The organism is Clostridium sp. 19966, from assembly GCF_032335695.1.
Taxonomy (GTDB): domain Bacteria; phylum Bacillota; class Clostridia; order Clostridiales; family Clostridiaceae; genus JACTOJ01.
Genome location: NZ_JACTOJ010000010.1, coordinates 155,665 through 173,703 on the forward strand (window position 1 = coordinate 155,665; position 18,039 = coordinate 173,703).

The window sequence follows — 18,039 nt, forward strand, 5'->3', positions numbered from 1 at the left end:
TCCTTTATTGCTACAAAATTGGATAAAAGAAAATCATAACTAAAATATAGTTAGAAATTTTTATTACAATCTCGTAATAATATTAAAATGTTACAACTTTATGGCAATTTATGCAATAATTATTTACTATTACAATTAAAAAATACCATTTAAATAATTTAAATGGCAAAAAATTATAAATTTACATTTATAAATATTTGTAAATAGTAAAATATAAATTAAATGGCAAGTGTATAGAGTTTTCTTAATTACATATAATAAATAAAAATTTAAAAGGAGGATTTAAAGGAAATGGATAAGAGAAATAATATTAATAAATTCAGTTCTTCTAATAAAGATGAAAAAATAGATGACATAAATTATATAGAAAAACGGTCGATAACAGCTGATGCTAATATGCCTCAAAGAGTTGGTGTAGAAGAAAAAAAGAAATGGGTGGACGAAAATGAAAAATAATTATGAAAATTTTAATTTATATAAATAATGTATGTAGGCATGACATATTTCTTTTAGTGATGTATAATGTAGTAAGGCTTTCATCATATACTGAATTAATTATACAAAAGGAAGGCATAATAAAATTTGTAAAAAGAAATATGAGGAGTGTTATTAATGAAGTCTTTTCAACAACTTTTGGATGAAACACGAAAGGCTGAAGATATGCAGGAGTTAGAAGCTGCAGCAGATCTTTTTCAATATGGTGCTGAAAAAGGATATTATAGTATAAAGCAAGCACATGATTTTAATAATGTATATTGGGAAATGAAAGATAGATTTTTAGCATTTGAGTTAGGAAAAACTATAAAAACAAATACTTTAGACTTAATAGCCATAGTAAAAAATGCACCTATGAATATAAAAGAAAATGAGAATGAACTTTACAGCTATGTAAACGGAAGATTAAAAGCATTAAAGGGTAATGGCAAGAAAATATTCTAAATGGTAAATAACATAAAGTTCAGTATAAAAAATAAATTACTTATTCTTATAAATCGCCTAGGGCGATTTTTTTATTTACACTTTATTCATAATTTTGTCATTCTGCTGTAATGAGAAATAAATAGTATTTAGACAGTAATTAATTTTGTAGGAAGATATAATTTAAGACCATTAATTTTCCTATAGGGGTACGCAAAATTAGCTTTATCTCATAAATAATAGTTATGGAGGAATAACAATGAAAAAGACAGTTATAAAAATATTAGTAGCTTGTTTATTAATCAGTGGGATTGGAGTAGGTGGATATTTTGGTTACAAAAAAATAACTGGTACCAAAACTAATGTTTCTGCTAATTCATATATGACCGTCACTGCAGCAAAAAGAAACTTAGAAGTTGATGTGCAAGGTACAGGCAGTGTAACTGCTGATGTTACCAAAGATATTGTTGCTAATAATTCAGGTGAAGTACAAAATCTTACTGTTAAAGTTGGAGATACTGTAAAAAAAGGAGATACTATAGCAGTCGTAAACAGTGATACACTTCAGCAAAATGTTGATAGTGCAGAAACTAATCTAGAAAAAGCGCAGTTGCAGCTTGATAATGCTAAAACTGACTCGGATAAAGCTATGCAGCAGATTTCTGTAGACCAAGCACAAAGAGATTTAGATTATGCAAAACAGCAAGTAACTAAAGCTACACTTACATCTCCTATTGACGGGATGGTGGTTGCAGTAAATAATAATAACGGTGATGATATCCAATCAGGAAAAGCAATAGTATCAATCATAGATACAAGCTCTTTAAAGGTAAAAGTTGATGTAGATGAATTAGATATAGCTAAAGTAAATGTTGGTCAAAAAGCTAATCTTACCTTTGGAGCTATTTCAGGAAAAACTTTTGAAGGAACAGTAGAGTCAATAGCTCAGACAGGAACTAGTTCAAATAATGTTACTACTTATCCAGTTACAGTATCAATAACTAATCCAGATGGGATCAAACTTGGTATGACTGCGAATGTAAGTATTGTAGCACAGAGTAAAGAAAATGTATTGACTATTCCAGCAGAAGCTTTAATTGAACAAAATGGAAAAGATTATGTAAGAGTAGATGATGGTACAAGTTCCTCAAGTGAAAGTAATAGTGGAAATAGTAATAGTGGAAGCAGCAATAGCGGTAGTAGCACTGGACAGAGCAGAAGAAGCTATGGAAGTAACAGTCAAGGCTACTCTCAAGGAAATAGTAATTTCAGCGGGAATCAAAGCAGATCTTCTGGAATCACTAATAATAAAGGTAAACTTGTAGAAATAAAGACTGGACTACAGAATGAAAATTACATTGAAGTAACTGAGGGAGTAACTGAAGGAGAAAAACTCTTAGTAGAACTTCCAAAGGTTAGCACTACTACTAACAGCAACTCACAAAGAAGTGCATTCGGATCCAGTATGGGCGGAGGATTCGGAGGCGGAAGCATGGGCGGTGGAAGCTTTAGCGGAGGCTCACGTTCATCAGGTTCTACAGGTGGAAAATAAAGTATTTATGCTGGGAGATGATTATATGACAAATAATGCTATAAAAAAAGAAGTTATTAGCATGAAGGGTATCAATAAGACTTATATAATGGGAAGTTCTGAATTTATTGCACTTGATAATATAACCCTTAGCATAAGAGAAGGGGAATATGTTGCAATTGTTGGACCTTCTGGAGCTGGTAAATCAACTCTGATGAATATAATAGGATGTCTAGATACAGCAAGTAAAGGGGAATATGTATTAGACGGATTAAATACAAGATGCAGTGACTCAAAGCTTGCAGATATAAGAAATAAAAAAATAGGATTTGTATTTCAAAACTATAATTTGCTGCCTAAACTTAGCATTATAGATAATGTAGCTATTCCTCTATTCTATCAAGGGGTAAGTGGTAAAAATGCTAGAGAAAAATCAAAAGAAGCATTGAAGAAAGTTGGACTGGAAAATCATTTAAAGCATAAGCCTACTGAGCTTTCTGGAGGTCAGAAGCAAAGAGTGGCAATTGCAAGGGCGTTGGTTACTGATCCTCAAATAATATTGGCAGATGAACCGACAGGTGCTTTGGACAGCAAAACTGGTAAGGAAGTTCTACAAATGATGAAAGACTTAAATAAAGAAGGAAACACTATAGTAATGATAACTCATGATAGGGATATAGCTTCAGAAGCTGAGAGAATTATAACAGTTAGAGATGGCAAAATAATGGAGGATATTCCGAATGTGCCTGAAGACAAAGAGGTGAAATTATGATAATAGGAAGATTATTTAAAATGGCTATGGCTTCTATATGGAGCAATAAGATGAGAGCATTTCTTACGATGCTTGGTATAATCATAGGCATTTCCTCAGTAATAGTTTTGGTAGGTCTTGGTCAAGGCACAAAGCAGCAAGTAGCCGATCAAATAGAAAAATTAGGGACTAATCTTATTACTGTAAATCTTATGAGTAGAAGAAGTATAAATATATCTGACAGCGAAGTTAAGGCTTTAAGTACAAAACCAGGAATAAAAGAAATAGCTCCTGTGCTTACAGGTTCGAATGTTAATATTAAGGCTGGAGATACATCTACAACAACAAGCTTGGAAGCAAGTAATCCTAACTACGAAACAGTAAGAAAATTAAGTGTTCAATCAGGAAGATTCATACAGGATAGAGATATTGAAAACAGATTTAAAGTGTTGGTTATAGGTACAGAAACTGCAACTAACTTATTTGGTACCACTAATGTTGTCGGCCAAACTATGTATGTTAATGGAATAGAATTTACAATAGTTGGAGTACTTCAGTCAGAAGGAAGTTCATCAAGCGGGTCCGGTGATGATAAAATAATCCTTCCATTATCTACTGCGGAACGATTGCTTCAAAACACTAGTATTAAAACATATTATGTAGAAGCTGCAAGTAAGGATAAAGTTGATGAAGCTATGTCATATATAAAGTTATTTCTTGATAAAAAATATAAAACTATTGCATCAACCTCTTCTTCGACTTCTACAAGTTCAAATACTAATTATAGAATATTTGATCAGACTAGTCTTTTGGAAACAGCAAGTTCCACCACTGAAAGCTTAACTACTATGCTGGCGGGTACTGCGGCCATATCACTAATCGTAGGTGGAATTGGAATCATGAACATAATGCTCGTATCAGTAATTGAAAGAACTAGAGAAATAGGAATAAGAAAAGCAATTGGAGCAAAAAGACGTTCTATAATGATGCAATTTATAATTGAAGCTGCAACTATAAGTACAATAGGTGGTGTACTTGGAATTTTATTTGGATATATTGGAGCTTACCTGGCAGAGAAATTTTTGAATTATTCTATACTGATTACTAATAATGTAGTCATGGAAGCATGTTTGTTTTCAGTATTGGTGGGAATAATATTTGGAATATATCCAGCAAGTAAAGCTTCAAAATTAAATCCTATAGATGCATTGAGATTTGAATGATATAATAAATATATGAATTACTGTAGATTAAGAGAATGTTGCACAACTAACTGCTTGTTAGTTGCGCAACAACTTTTTTATACCAAAATTATGTTTTAAATAGAGTGTTTATTAAGATATGATTAAATTAATGGCAACTATATAACTATACGACTATATAACTAGTTGTATAGTTATATAGTTGTAGCGAGATAATTTATAGAAAGAGCTGTATTAATTTCGTTACAATATTTTAATTAAAATAAAATTTTAGAGAAAGGTGAGTTATATGAATGAAACTATACTTGTGGTAGACGACGAAGAAAGAATAAGGCATCTTATTGGCGCTTATTTAAAAAGAGAAGGATACAGAGTAATAGAAGCCGAAAATGGTCTGGAAGCATTAAAAAAATTTAAAACAGAAGTAATTCATTTAATTATTTTAGATATAATGATGCCCGTGATGGATGGCTGGACTGCCTGCAGGGAAATCAGAAATATTTCTGAAATTCCTGTTATTTTGCTCACTGCAAAATCGGAAGATGATGATAAGCTCTTAGGATTTGAACTGGGTACGGATAATTATATTACAAAACCATTTAATGCTAAGCTGCTTGTGGCTAATGTTAAATCACTTTTAAATAGAACTTATGTATCGAAAGTTAGAATAAAACAGGAATTAATATTTGATGGAGTTCATATTGATGAACTATCTCACAGTGTTACTGTGGATGATGAAGAGATATATTTATCGCCTAAAGAATATGATTTATTAATATATTTTGCAACCAATAGAAATATAGTTCTAAGCAGAGAAAAGATACTGGATAATATATGGGGAATAGATTATTTCGGAGATTTGCGAACTGTAGATACTCATATTAAAAGGCTTAGAGAAAAGTTAGGAGATAAAGCATATTTGATATCTACGATAAGGGGGACTGGATATAAATTCGAGGTGAAAAATGAAAAGTAATATAGGAATAGCTAAAAAACTTTTTATAATTACAACCTTAATATTTGCAGTTTTTGTTAGTGGAACTTTAATAACTCAATCCTTATTTTTTGAGCAATTTTACATTAGTAGAAAGAAGAGCGAATTAACTGACACTATAGATAAATTTAAAAAAGAATATAATTCTGCTAATAGTGCAGAAAATCAAGATTTAGTTTTGGCATCATATGAAATGACTAATAATATACGAATTCTTATAGTAAAAGAAATTGTACAAGGAGCATTTATTCCCGTTAATGGATCAACTGGAGATGGAAGAGCGAATGATATAAAATTAATGATGCTCAAGCAATTTGCGGATAATTGGATTGAAACTAATGGTAATCAAACTAATTATATAAACGAAAATATAAGTACTACTGTTGTATCAAAGCAGCGTCCAATGGCATCAAAAGTATTATTTAATGTTACGCCGAACTCATCTAAAAATGAGGTTATATTTGCGGTTAACTCACTTCAGCCAGTAAATGAAGCCTCTAAGGTAATAAAAGATTTTTATGTTTATTTTTATATAGGAGCTGCATTTTTAACTCTATTGATGTCTTTAATATATTCAAATATGATAGCTAAGCCTTTAGTAAAAATAAATAGAGTGGCAACAAAAATGGCAAAATTAGATTTCAATGAAAAATGTGATGTGGATAGTAAGGATGAAATAGGAAATGTGGGGGCATCCTTAAATTTTCTTTCTGAAAATTTAAACAATGCATTAACTACTTTAAAAGATGCTAATGAAAAGTTAGAAGAAGATATTGAAAAAGAAAGAAACCTAGAGAAAATGAGAAAAGAATTTATAGCTGCAGTTTCCCATGAGTTAAAAACGCCAATATCACTTATAGATGGATATGCGGTAGGGTTAAAGGATGATATTTTTGAGAATGAAGATAAGGATTACTATTTAGATATAATTATTGATGAAGCTAGAAAAATGAGCAGTTTAGTAACTGATATGTTAGATCTCTCACAGCTAGAAGCAGGTAATTTCAAACTAAAGAAAGAGGAATTTTATATTGATGAATTGATACATTTTACACTTAGAAAGTATTCTTCCATGATAGAAGAAAAGCACATAAATTTACAGGAAAAATTAATAGAGGGAACTAAGGTATATGCGGATTGGAATAGGATGGAACAAGTCATCACTAATTTTATGACCAATGCTTTAAAGCATGTGGAAGAAGGCGGAGCTATAAACTTTTTTATGACGGCTAATTTAGATAGCGTAACTATTTCAATTGAAAATTCTGGCCCCAGTATAGCAGATGAAGATATTAATAAAATATGGGATCAATTCTATAAGGCTGATAAATCTAGAAATAGAAAATTAGGAGGGACTGGAATAGGACTTTCTATAGTAAAAAACATACTTGTAAGACATGAATACTCTTATGGTGTGATAAATAGCCATATGGGAGTAAAATTTTATTTTACAATTCCTAAACTTTAATAAGCATTAAATGTTGTCGTTTTAATTAGTATAATGTTGTATTTCCTTGCCTTGTTATTTATCATATAGGGTGCTAAAATAATTCTTATGGTATTATTTGATGAAGGAGAAGGAACAAATGAAACTATTGAGACAATTTGCACTAATACTAATTATTTGTTTTGCAGGACAAGGGATTCAAGATTTTTTTAAGGCGCCTATTCCAGGTAGTGTTATCGGCATGGTTATACTATTCATATTCTTATGTTTAGGCATAATAAAATTAGAAATGATAGAAGAAATAACAACCTTTTTACTGGATCATTTGGCGTTTTTTTTCGTACCAGCAGGCGTTGGTTTAATAGCTGTAATGGGATTGATAAAAGCTAACGGAGCAGATATATTGGGAATTTCAGTTATTACAACAATACTTGTTATGGTAGTAACTGGACATACAGTTCAACTAATGAAAAGAGGTAAAAAGAATTGAAAGATTTACTAACAAGTCCCATGTTTGGGATTATAGTATCCATATTAGCTTACGAAATAGGCTTATTTTTAAATAGAAAAACTAAGCTACCTATTTTTAACCCATTATTAGTAGGAATAATAATTGTGGTGCTATTTTTGAAATTATTCAAAATAGATGTTGAGTTCTATAACATTGGAGGAGATTACATATCCATGTTTTTGGCACCAGCTACTGTAATATTAGCCGTTCCGCTTTATAAGCAAATAAATGTACTTAAGAAAAATTTTTTGCAAATAATAGTGGGAATAACGGTGGGGTGCTTAACATCTATATCTACAGTATATTTGTCAACCCAATTATTGGGAATGAGACATGACGTAGGAAGATCTTTGATACCAAAATCTATTACTACCCCTGTCGGTATGCAGGTATCTAAGCAAATAGGTGGAATTCCTTCTATAACTGTAGCGGCTATAATAATTACAGGGATTATAGGTGCTATAGTGGCTCCTATAGTATGTAAGGTTTTTAAAATCCATGATGGCGTAGCAAGGGGAATAGCTATTGGTACTGCATCTCATGCTGTTGGAACCTCTAAAGCAATGGAAATGGGAGAGATTGAAGGTGCTATGAGCGGACTTTCAATAGGAATAGCAGCTTTAATGACGGTCATAATAACTACAGTACTATTTAAATAAAGTAATGAGAAGGTATCGCAATAGAATTTTGCGGTGCTTTTTTATTGCAAATAAAATTGCTGCCAAACCAATTTATTGTTAATTAGTTTGGCAGCAATTATTTTATTCTAGTCGTTAGCTGATTGAGCTACTATGGCAGGAGTATAGGTACTATTATAGGATACTGAAAATGGTATTTTGTTTGTATCGGTGGATGCAGAATCGTCAATCTGAGTAGGTTCTGTACCGTCTATGAACCATTCAGCATAAGCATTTGGGTCAGTTGCTGCATCTGATAATTTTCCGGTTTTGCCAGATACAGAGACTTGCTTAATACCATCTGGCACATCTATGTCTTTAACTTGTAATCCTTGGTGAGCGACGGACATAATTTTTCCCCATATTGTAGCGGAAGTATAACTGCTTACACCAGTATAAGGTGTTTTTCTATCATTACCTATCCAAACAGCTCCACTATAATAAGGAGTAACTCCGCAAAACCAAAAATCTTTTTTGTTTGAGGAGGTACCAGTTTTACCTGCTGCCGGCATGTCACTGAATTTTGCAGAGGAGGCAGTGGCTCCTGGCAAGCTGCTAGTAGGACCTTTTAACAAATCATACATAATATAAGCGCTTTGTGGACTAAGTATTTTTCTTGTAGTAGTTTTATTTTCTAGGAGAACTTTACCTGTTTTATCTACTACCTTAGTATAAAGCTTTGGAGTAGTATAAGTACCGCCGTTAGCAAAAGTACCAAATGCTGCAGACATTTGTAAGGTGTTTGATCCTTCAAACTGACCTAGTGAAAGAGCAGATAAACTTTGAGCTTCTGTCTTTGAAAAATGTATTCCGAACTTTTCTGCATAGGAGGCGCCTGTTTTTAATCCTATTTGATATTCAAGTTTAATTGCAACTAGGTTTATGGATCTTCTTAAAGCTTCTCTGATGGTGACATTACCCATAAAACCTTCTGTATCATAGTTTGAAGGATTATAAGGACTGCCATCAGCGTTAGGCCATTGTTTGCCTATATCGGGAGATAGTGGTGAATCTTCTATGATTGTAGCAGCAGTAGCCTGTTTAGTATCTATTGCTGGGGAATATACAGTTATAGGTTTTATTGAAGAACCTGTAGGACGTATATAGCTAGTTGATGCTGCTCTGTTATATGAATTTGCTGGCTGATTTCCTCTTCCACCTATTATTACTCTTACTTCACCAGTTCTATAATCCATTATAACAGCAGAAGCCTGAGGCTGAACCACATTTTTAGGGTCATTTAAATCTCCTGTTGAAACACCGTTATAATTTTTATTGTCATTAATTATGTTTTGTACATTATCTTGCAGGGATCTATCCATAGTAGTATATATTTTTAAACCACCATACATTAAAAGCTTTTGAACCTCTTCATCACTATAGTTATATTGAGATATAAGGTCAGCTTTTACTTGATCCATGGCTGGACGTGAAAACCATTCATAATTTAATTTATTAGCAGTTTCTGATTTAGGAAACTGAAATGTATTAGGGTTTAATTTGCCAGCGTTTATATCTGCAATAGCGCTTTCATAAGCTTTTTCATCTATATGTCCCAGTTCTTTCATTTTAGCAAGTACAGTTTTAGTCCTGTTTATGTAATCTGAAGGATTCTTCTTAGCATAGTTTAAAAGAACCGAATATTTTGATGGATTTTGTGTAACTCCTGCAATATAAGCACATTGAATTAAATTTAAGTCTTTTACATCTTTACTGAAGTACTGCTTGGCAGCTTTTTGTACGCCGTAAATATTACCGCCTAAGTTGATAGTATTTAGGTAGGCTTCTAATATCTGATCTTTACTTAAAGCTTTTTCAAGTTCAGTAGATAAATACATTTCTTGAATTTTTCTTTTTGGAGTTACCTCATTTGACAGCACAGTGTTTTTTATAAGCTGCTGAGTTAATGTAGAGGCTCCATTCAATCCACTTTGACTTTTAAATATTCTCTCTACGTCTATTAAAGCTGAGCCTACAATTCTCTTAGGATCAATACCATGATGCTGATAAAATCTTTCATCCTCTATACTTATAAAAGCATTTTTAAGATTATCAGGTACATCTTTTAAAGCCACTGTTTCTCTTTTTAAATCAGTAGGTGCTTCATCCATCAGATTTCCTTTATTGTCATAAAGCACAGAAGGCTGATTCAAATTTAGTATACTATTTACATCTAATTGAGGAGCGGTCTTTATCATAGCAAGTACAATTCCTGCTAAAGCCACGGAAGTAAAAAGTATAATAAGAAAAATCGTTAGGAATGTATATTTTATAAACTTTCGTGATTTCTTTTTTTTCTTCTTTTTCATAATTCCTCCTAATACGTGTATGTATGTATTCTTGCCAATTCTAAATAATTATAACACAATCCCCAAAAATATTGAATGAAATTAATATTTTTTATAGTTTATGGGTGATGAGTTTGAAGTGCAAATAGTCCAATTTATTTTAAATGTTCTATATATATTATACGAACATATATTAATTATAGGTAATTACAAATTTAATAGGGAGGAAAGAGTTGAAGAAAAAGAAAACTCTTTATAAGAAGTTACTAATACCTATTATTTTGATAATAGTTTGCGTAAATATATTATTATATGCAGTTGATAGAACAATAACCCCTGTAGTTATGAGCATTGCTGAAAGTGAAATGAAAGCAGAAGCTTTGGATATAATTAATAAAAACATATTAGACATTTATAGTAGTAATTTTGATTATAATAAAATAATGAGCTTCGAGAGAGATTCCTCTGGTAATATAGTTATGATGCAGGCGGATACATTAAAACTTAATAATATAGCTTGCAATATATCTATAAAGTGTCAAAAGGACCTAAAGGAATATGGAAAAGTAGGAATAAAGGTACCACTAGGATATGTATTTAAGAATAACATAATATCTAATATGGGACCAGCTATAAGCGTAAAAATGGAACCTATAGGAAGCATAGAGGTAAAGTATAAATCTGAATTTCAAGGAGCAGGTATTAATCAATCAATACATAGAATTTATGTACAGGTTAAAACCAGTATGAGAATAATAGCACCTACGGATAGCAGTGATATTCAAGTAAACAATGAAGTTCCTTTAAGTGAGACAGTGATAATAGGAAAAGTGCCTAATACATCTGTAAATTTTGATTTGGAACGCTCAGGTACTACACTGCCTAATAAATAGATTTATATATGAAAAAAAATAGAGCTTCAGCTTCTGGAAACCACATATTGTGTAGTGAGAAGTTGAAGCTCTATAGATTTTTATACTTATTCCCAATTAAAAACATAAGGGATGTTTCTGTAGTAATCGCCGTAGTTTAAGCCATAGCCTACTACAAATACATCAGGTATTTCAAAGCAGCAATAATCTGGTCTTATATCAACCTTTCTTCTGGTTGGTTTATCTAGGAGCACGCATGTTTTTACAGAATTTGCACCCTTGCCTTTGATATAATCAACAACAAATTCCATAGTTATACCAGTGTCTACAATATCATCTACAATCAATACATCATATCCAGTAACATCATCAGAGATATCATTTACCACCTTTACTTTACCAGAGGAAGTTTCACTGTGACCATAGCTAGATGTGGTCATAAAACCTATCTTTGCAGGAGCATCAATAGCTCTTACTAAATCAGCAGCATATATAAAACTCCCTCTTAAAAGAGATAAAACATATAGTTTTTTATCCTTATAGTCATCACCAATTATAGCGCCTAACTCTGATACTTTATTTTTTATTTCCTCTTCAGAAATAATTATATTTCTCTTTCTTTCTTCCATTGTTACCTCCAAAGTTGAATTCTATGTAAAAAAATAATATGCAATTAATAACTAATATACATTAGAATTATATAAAATTCAATATTAAAAGATTATGTTTGGGAGGAATATGAATTATGCTTTATCAAATTCAGCACTTATAAAAAGGTGATTTACAATGGAAAGTTAATAGTATAAAATTAATTAATAATTCAAAGCATAAGAATAGATTTTATAAAAGCTTTAGGAGTGATATATTTGATATATGGAAACATTGAAGGTATTAAGGATAATTATATTTATCAATTAGAGAAGTTATATGATGAAAAGCTGGCAAAGGGAGAAATGTTAAATGAAAGTATAGTAAACAGCATGCTGTATTTTACTGATAAATTGGGTAGAGAAATAAGTTTAGCTTACGACAGAAAAGGTAAGATTAGATTTGTTTCTGTAGGTGACAGCACTAGTGTTGATATGCCTATGATAGATATAAAAGAAAAAAAGTTGTCTGGAATAAGGATAATCCATACTCATCCAAACGGTATAAGCAGATTGTCAGCTCTTGATATATCAGCTCTTCTTAGAATGAAATTAGATCTTATTGCAGCCATAGCTTTAAATAGCAATGAAGAGATAAAAATAACAGTAGGATTCTGTGACGTTTCTAATTGTGCTTTAAAAGCTGAATTAATAGAAGATATAAATATAGAAAAAGCAATGGGAATAAATATAGATAAGAAAATTAATGATATTGAAAATGATATTATTGAAAACAATTTAGAAGAAGATTTAAGTGAAAGAGCTATTTTAGTAGGATGTGACAGTTATGAAAGCCTTGATGAATTGGAAGAATTGGCTGAAGCCTGTGAAGTTAATACCGTGGGGAGGATTTCTCAAAGCAGAAGTAAAATAGATACAGCGTTTTATGTTGGAAGCGGTAAAGTGCAAGAGATATCTGAGTTATGCCAAATTGAAAATGCTAATTTAATCATATTTGATGATGAACTTACTGGTTCACAGGTCAGAAATTTAGAAGATGCTACTGGAGTAAAGGTTATTGATAGAACCACATTAATACTTGATATATTCGCAAGAAGAGCTAGATCCAGAGAAGCGAAGATTCAAGTAGAGTTAGCTCAGCTAAAATATAGATCCACTAGATTAATGGGACTTGGTACGGTGCTTTCTAGAACTGGCGGTGGCATAGGAACTAGGGGGCCAGGAGAGAAAAAATTAGAGACAGATAGAAGACACATAAAAGAAAGAATATATGACTTAAAGAAAGAACTTGAGAAGGCTCAGAAAATAAGAGAGGTTCAGAGAGAGAGAAGAAATAAAGATAATGTGCCTAAAGTATCTTTAGTAGGGTATACGAATGCTGGAAAGTCTACCCTCAGAAATAAATTTTGTGAAATAGCTCTCCCTAAGGAAAGTTCTAACAAGGAAAGGGTATTCGAGGCAGATATGCTTTTTGCAACTTTAGATACTACTACCAGAGCAATATTATTAAAGGATAATAGAGTTATTACACTAACTGACACTGTAGGCTTTGTTAGAAAATTACCTCATGATCTTGTGGAATCCTTTAAATCAACTTTAGAAGAAGTTATTTATTCAGATTTACTAGTCCATGTTGTTGATGCTGCTTCACCAGAAATATTTGAAAAAATAGCTGCGGTAGAAGAGGTACTTACTGAATTAAATGCTTTTAATTTACCTAAAATATTAGTGCTAAATAAAGTAGATATTATAGCTGAGGCTGAAGTTAATGCTATAAGGGATAGGTTAGAGGGAAGTAACCAATACATAAATATCATAAATATATCTGCAAAAAGTGGGTTAAATCTAGATAAGCTTTTAGGTGCTATTTGTGAAAGTCTGCCTCAAAAGCTTAAGCAGATTGAATTTCTTGTGCCCTATGCAGATAGCAGTATTGCGGCGTATCTTCACAGAAATGGCAATGTTATTGCTGAAGAATATAGGGATAATGGTGTATATATGAAGGTAGAAGTAGATGATGAAGTGTTAAATAAGTGCAAAAAATATACCATAGAATAAATAATGTTTTTCAATATTGTAATTCTTTGCTATTGTATTATAATAAGCTTGGATAATAGTATTTTTGATTGGGGGAAAAGGAGTGAATAAGCCTATTATAAAGTACCAAAAGTCTTTTAATGCGGTTGTTGAAAGATTGAAGAAGAATGAAGAGGTATTAGCTGCCATGGTCTTTGGAAGTATGGTTTCTGGGGATTTATGGGAAGAATCTGATATAGATTTTTTTGTTATAACCAGAGATGAACCAGATTCAATTAAAAACATTTATACTACTGAAAAAACTGTTCCGATACATATAAAAATCATGAGTAAAAATAAATTTTTGCAGCTTCATGAAAGTGACTTAAGAGGAGGCTTTATTCATAGAATATTTGCTTCTTCCAGGTTAATATTTTCTAAGGATGATGAGGTAACTAACAGATATAATAACGGACGATACTATCCTGATTTAGATCGAGAAAGATGGAATGTGGTTTATCTTGGAAAGCTGCTTAAGAATATTAGTTTATGCAAAAAATATATATATAGTGATAGAATAGCTACTGCTTACAGTATAGTGATGTCCTGTGCAGAAGATTATGGACGGATGTATCTTAATTTTTCTGGTCATATGATTAGCAGAGATATAATGAACATGACCATGAATCTAAATGATAATTTTAAGACCTGCATAAATAAGCTTATTTTCAATAAAGATAATTTGAAGGAAAGTATTAATTATGCTATAGAATTTTTTGATATGGAAATTGACTCAAAAATAAAAGAAATTTCTTCGCTTTTAATAGAATATATGAAAAAGAAAGATATAATGCTAAGTGCTGAGGACATAAAGAATGATATACTATTTGAAAATTATGATATTGATGTAGAATACATATTAAATGAACTTTGGAAAAGAAATATAATCAAAAAAAGCAGCAGAGAATTTAAACTAAGCAGCAGTAAAATTATTTCTATGGAAAATGTATATTACATTTAGATAAAATGATTAATAAAAATTTTATTAAAGAAAATGATACGCCTAAATATGTACAAATATATCAATATTTTAAATCTAGAATAGATAGAGGAATTATAGGTGACGGAGAAAAGATGCCTACCATCAGGCAGCTTTCTTTAGAATTGGATGTTAATAAAGTCACTATTGTAAATGCATACAAAAGATTGGAAGAGGAAGGTTATATAATTCAAAAACCAGGCAGCGGAAGTTTTGCTCAAAAAAAGGAAGGCTATAAAGTTATAAGAAAACAATATTCTGATATATTTAAAAAATTGCCTAGTGAAGAACTAAAAAAATATATAGATTTTACTGGTGAATCTGCAAGTAATACCTTATTTCCTATAGATATCTTTAAGAAAGTACTAAATGATGTTTTAGAGCGGGATGGTGTTGATGCCTTAGTTTATCAGGATTTTCTAGGATATGATGGACTAAGAGAAAGTATTGTTAACCATTTTTGGAATCAAAAGTTTAACAAGGATGATATACTTATAGTATCTGGAGCCCAGCAGGGAATTGATATTATAAGCCGTTCCTTAATAAATAATAATGATGTGGTGGTGGTAGAAAAGCCCACTTACACAGGTGCTTTGTCTGCTTTCGGATGGAAGAAAGCTAATATATTTGAAATAGAGATGCAAGAAGATGGCATAGATATAATTTCATTAACAGAATTGCTTAAGAAAAATAAAGTTAAATTTCTGTATATGATGAGTTATTTCCAAAATCCTACTTCTATGTCCTATTCCTTAGAGAAAAAGAAAGTTCTTTTAAAGTTAGCTAATAAATATGATTTTTATATAATAGAAGATGATTATCTATCCGAGTTAATATATGATGATAGAGTAAAATATAAATCACTAAAAAGCATGGATGATAAGGAAAGAGTAATATATATAAAAAGTTTTTCTAAACTGTTTCTGCCAAGCATTAGATTGGGATATGTTATCGCGCCTGAATGCTATAGAGAAACTATACAGAATGCTAAAATAAGCTCTGAAATATCTACCTCTAGCTTAATGCAAAGAGCTTTAGAGCTGTATCTTAAGAATGACTATTGGCTAAAGCATCTCAATTATATAAATACTACATACTCAGCTAGGTATAAATGCATAATAGAAAAACTTAATGAATATAAAGGTGACCTAATAGAATTTAATCCTCCCGGAGGTGGATTGTACATATATATTAAAATTTGTGACTACATAAATATAGACACCTTTGAGTTATTTAAAAGGTGCAGAGAGGAAAAAGTATTAATAACTCCGGGTGGAATGTTTCATCGAAGTTCTAAGGAAGGTAGAAGGCATTTTAGAATAGGATTTTCTCAAACAGAGGAAGAAAGTATAGATAGAGGTATAGATATTATACTAAGTATAATAAAAAAACATAGAAAATAGGTGTGAAGGTGAGCTATAAAACAGTAAAAGAGCATGCTGAGGAACAATTTGAAGAAAAAAAGTCTATTTTTATAGGAAGAATAGCTAGAGTAGAAAATGAGGAGGAAGCCAGAAGTTTTATTAATGCTATAAAATCTAAGCATAAAGAAGCAAGACATAATGTTTTCTCTTATGTAATAGGAGAAAATATGGAAATACAGAGATATAGTGACGATGGAGAGCCACAGGGTACTGGAGGAATTCCGGTACTGGAAGTTATTAAGAGAAATGAAATCACGGATGCTGTAGTGGTGGTAACTAGGTATTTTGGAGGAACTCTTTTAGGCGCAGCTGGACTTATAAGAGCATATACAAAGGCGGCGTCAATGGCTATAAAATCTGCAGGAGTTATTGAAAAAGTGAGAGCTGTAAAGATGCTCGTTCATATAGATTATGATGCTCTAGGAAAAATACAATATCATTTTAATGCTAAAGGATGGCAGATAATAAACACAGATTATAGCGATGTGGTAGCTATAACTATACTGAGCTTGACAGAAGAATATGATAATATTAAAAGTTCTCTAATTGATATAACAAATAATAAAATAAGCATAATTAAGAAAGAAGAAGGTATATACTTTAAAGAAGGGGATACCATTCTTGACAGATAATCCATAAATGATATAATATTTACGGATTTTATTGTGGCTTTATTGTTTGAGAATTTGTATAATTAAATATTTATTTTTCTTACGAGAGTAAAAATGTAATTATGCAATTTCCTTATTAAAGTTATACTTAGAATATAAAATAATGTTAAATATAAAACTGTTGGGAGGAAATACCATGTCAGGACATTCAAAATGGCATAATATTCAAGCTAAGAAAGGAAAGGCTGATGCTAAAAGGGGTAAGGCCTTTACTAAGATAGGTAAAGAAATTGTATTGGCCGTAAAAAATGGTGGAGCAAGTGTTGAAACAAATAGTAAATTAAGAGATGTTATAGCTAAAGCTAAATCAAATAACATGCCTTCTGATACTATAGCAAGATCCATAAAGAAAGCAGCAGGAGAGATGGATTCTATCAACTATGAAGAAATAGTATACGAAGGATATGGTCCTTCAGGAATAGCTGTAATAGTTAATGTGCTTACAGATAATAAAAACAGAAGTGCAGGAAATGTTAGACATGCCTTTACAAAGCATGGCGGCAATATGGGTTCCAGTGGCTGCGTAAGTTTCATGTTCCAGCAAAAAGCTGAAATTGTTATAGAAAAAAATGATTCTCTAGATGAAGATGAATTAATGATGATGGCACTAGATGCAGGAGCAGAAGATTTTTCAGCAGAAGATGAAGTATATGTTGTTACAACTTCTGTAGAAGATTTCAGTTCAGTAAGAGAAGCTTTAGAAGCTAATGGATTAGAATTTTTAGAAGCAGAAGTTAAGATGATACCAGATACATACACTGCTATTGATGATGAAACTGCAACAAAATTCCAAAAGATGTTAGATGCTCTTGAAGACGATGATGATGTTCAAGATGTTTATCACAATGCAGAATTCCCAGAAGGATGGGAAGACTAAAAGTTTAAAGGCGGATTGAATAAATTTAAAATTCAATTAAATATGATTACCTATTAAAAAAAGCACTCTTTTGTATGATACAGAGGAGTGTTTTTTTATGTGACTAAGTTGCTTGAAGAATTTTTATTATTTGAGAATAACTTAATAGCCATAAGGTTATATTATACTTTATCTGAATATATATGATTTTAGCTTAAACATGCATTATAAATA

General features: G+C 31.3%; 17 protein-coding genes. 15 read left to right on the plus strand and 2 right to left on the minus strand.

Annotation, left to right across the window (positions count from 1 at the left end):
* Positions 1–291 precede the first annotated feature (291 nt).
* The 9 genes from IAI10_RS12375 to IAI10_RS12415 all read left to right on the plus strand — a co-directional run bounded on the left by IAI10_RS12375 (position 292) and on the right by IAI10_RS12415 (position 8,013).
* A complete protein-coding gene (locus tag IAI10_RS12375; protein ID WP_315673583.1) occupies positions 292–456 on the plus strand; it encodes a hypothetical protein in 165 nt (54 codons plus the stop codon).
* Between the two features lie 156 nt (positions 457–612).
* Positions 613–939, plus strand: a complete 327-nt coding sequence (locus tag IAI10_RS12380; RefSeq protein WP_315673584.1) for a hypothetical protein — start codon at positions 613–615, stop codon at positions 937–939.
* A gap of 238 nt (positions 940–1,177) precedes the next feature.
* The gene (locus IAI10_RS12385) at positions 1,178–2,470 is read left to right on the plus strand and encodes an efflux RND transporter periplasmic adaptor subunit (protein WP_315673585.1); all 1,293 of its coding nucleotides are present in this window, start codon (positions 1,178–1,180) and stop codon (positions 2,468–2,470) included.
* Between the two features lie 25 nt (positions 2,471–2,495).
* The gene (locus tag IAI10_RS12390; protein ID WP_315673614.1) at positions 2,496–3,221 is read left to right on the plus strand and encodes an ABC transporter ATP-binding protein; all 726 of its coding nucleotides are present in this window, start codon (positions 2,496–2,498) and stop codon (positions 3,219–3,221) included.
* Positions 3,218–4,423, plus strand: coding sequence for an ABC transporter permease (locus IAI10_RS12395; RefSeq protein ID WP_315673586.1), 1,206 nt, complete (start codon positions 3,218–3,220; stop codon positions 4,421–4,423). Before IAI10_RS12390 ends, IAI10_RS12395 begins: the two co-directional genes overlap by 4 nt.
* A gap of 268 nt (positions 4,424–4,691) precedes the next feature.
* Positions 4,692–5,378 carry a response regulator transcription factor gene (locus tag IAI10_RS12400; RefSeq protein ID WP_315673587.1) on the plus strand — a complete coding sequence of 229 codons (687 nt, stop codon included), beginning with the start codon at positions 4,692–4,694 and terminating at the stop codon, positions 5,376–5,378.
* Entirely contained in the window at positions 5,368–6,864 is a 1,497-nt protein-coding gene (locus tag IAI10_RS12405) for a HAMP domain-containing sensor histidine kinase (protein WP_315673588.1), read from the plus strand. The genes IAI10_RS12400 and IAI10_RS12405 overlap by 11 nt, the downstream gene beginning before the upstream one ends.
* 118 nt (positions 6,865–6,982) lie before the next feature.
* A complete protein-coding gene (locus IAI10_RS12410; RefSeq protein WP_315673589.1) occupies positions 6,983–7,333 on the plus strand; it encodes a CidA/LrgA family protein in 351 nt (116 codons plus the stop codon).
* The gene (locus IAI10_RS12415; RefSeq protein ID WP_315673590.1) at positions 7,330–8,013 is read left to right on the plus strand and encodes an LrgB family protein; all 684 of its coding nucleotides are present in this window, start codon (positions 7,330–7,332) and stop codon (positions 8,011–8,013) included. The genes IAI10_RS12410 and IAI10_RS12415 overlap by 4 nt, the downstream gene beginning before the upstream one ends.
* A gap of 107 nt (positions 8,014–8,120) precedes the next feature.
* On the opposite strand, the gene IAI10_RS12420 is transcribed toward IAI10_RS12415, so the two are convergent.
* Positions 8,121–10,340 (minus strand): PBP1A family penicillin-binding protein, encoded by a 2,220-nt coding sequence (locus IAI10_RS12420; RefSeq protein WP_315673591.1) that lies wholly within the window; start codon positions 10,338–10,340, stop codon positions 8,121–8,123.
* Positions 10,341–10,552: 212 nt separating this feature from the next.
* Here IAI10_RS12420 and yunB point away from each other — a divergent pair, with 212 nt between their 5' ends.
* Entirely contained in the window at positions 10,553–11,212 is a 660-nt protein-coding gene (yunB, locus tag IAI10_RS12425) for a sporulation protein YunB (RefSeq protein WP_315673592.1), read from the plus strand.
* Between the two features lie 86 nt (positions 11,213–11,298).
* On the opposite strand, the gene hpt is transcribed toward yunB, so the two are convergent.
* Complete coding sequence (gene hpt, locus IAI10_RS12430) at positions 11,299–11,820, minus strand: hypoxanthine phosphoribosyltransferase (protein WP_315673593.1); 522 nt, start codon at positions 11,818–11,820, stop codon at positions 11,299–11,301.
* 237 nt (positions 11,821–12,057) lie between these two features.
* On the opposite strand from hpt, the gene hflX reads away from it, so the two are divergent.
* From hflX to IAI10_RS12455, 5 genes are all read left to right on the plus strand, one after another.
* Entirely contained in the window at positions 12,058–13,857 is a 1,800-nt protein-coding gene (gene hflX / locus IAI10_RS12435) for a GTPase HflX (RefSeq protein WP_315673594.1), read from the plus strand.
* Between the two features lie 82 nt (positions 13,858–13,939).
* Positions 13,940–14,836, plus strand: coding sequence for a nucleotidyltransferase domain-containing protein (locus tag IAI10_RS12440; protein ID WP_315673595.1), 897 nt, complete (start codon positions 13,940–13,942; stop codon positions 14,834–14,836).
* Positions 14,837–14,841: 5 nt separating this feature from the next.
* A complete protein-coding gene (locus IAI10_RS12445; RefSeq protein ID WP_315673596.1) occupies positions 14,842–16,257 on the plus strand; it encodes a PLP-dependent aminotransferase family protein in 1,416 nt (471 codons plus the stop codon).
* 8 nt (positions 16,258–16,265) lie between these two features.
* Entirely contained in the window at positions 16,266–16,910 is a 645-nt protein-coding gene (locus tag IAI10_RS12450) for a YigZ family protein (protein ID WP_315673597.1), read from the plus strand.
* A gap of 175 nt (positions 16,911–17,085) precedes the next feature.
* Positions 17,086–17,826, plus strand: a complete 741-nt coding sequence (locus IAI10_RS12455; RefSeq protein ID WP_315673598.1) for a YebC/PmpR family DNA-binding transcriptional regulator — start codon at positions 17,086–17,088, stop codon at positions 17,824–17,826.
* Positions 17,827–18,039: the final 213 nt, after the last annotated feature.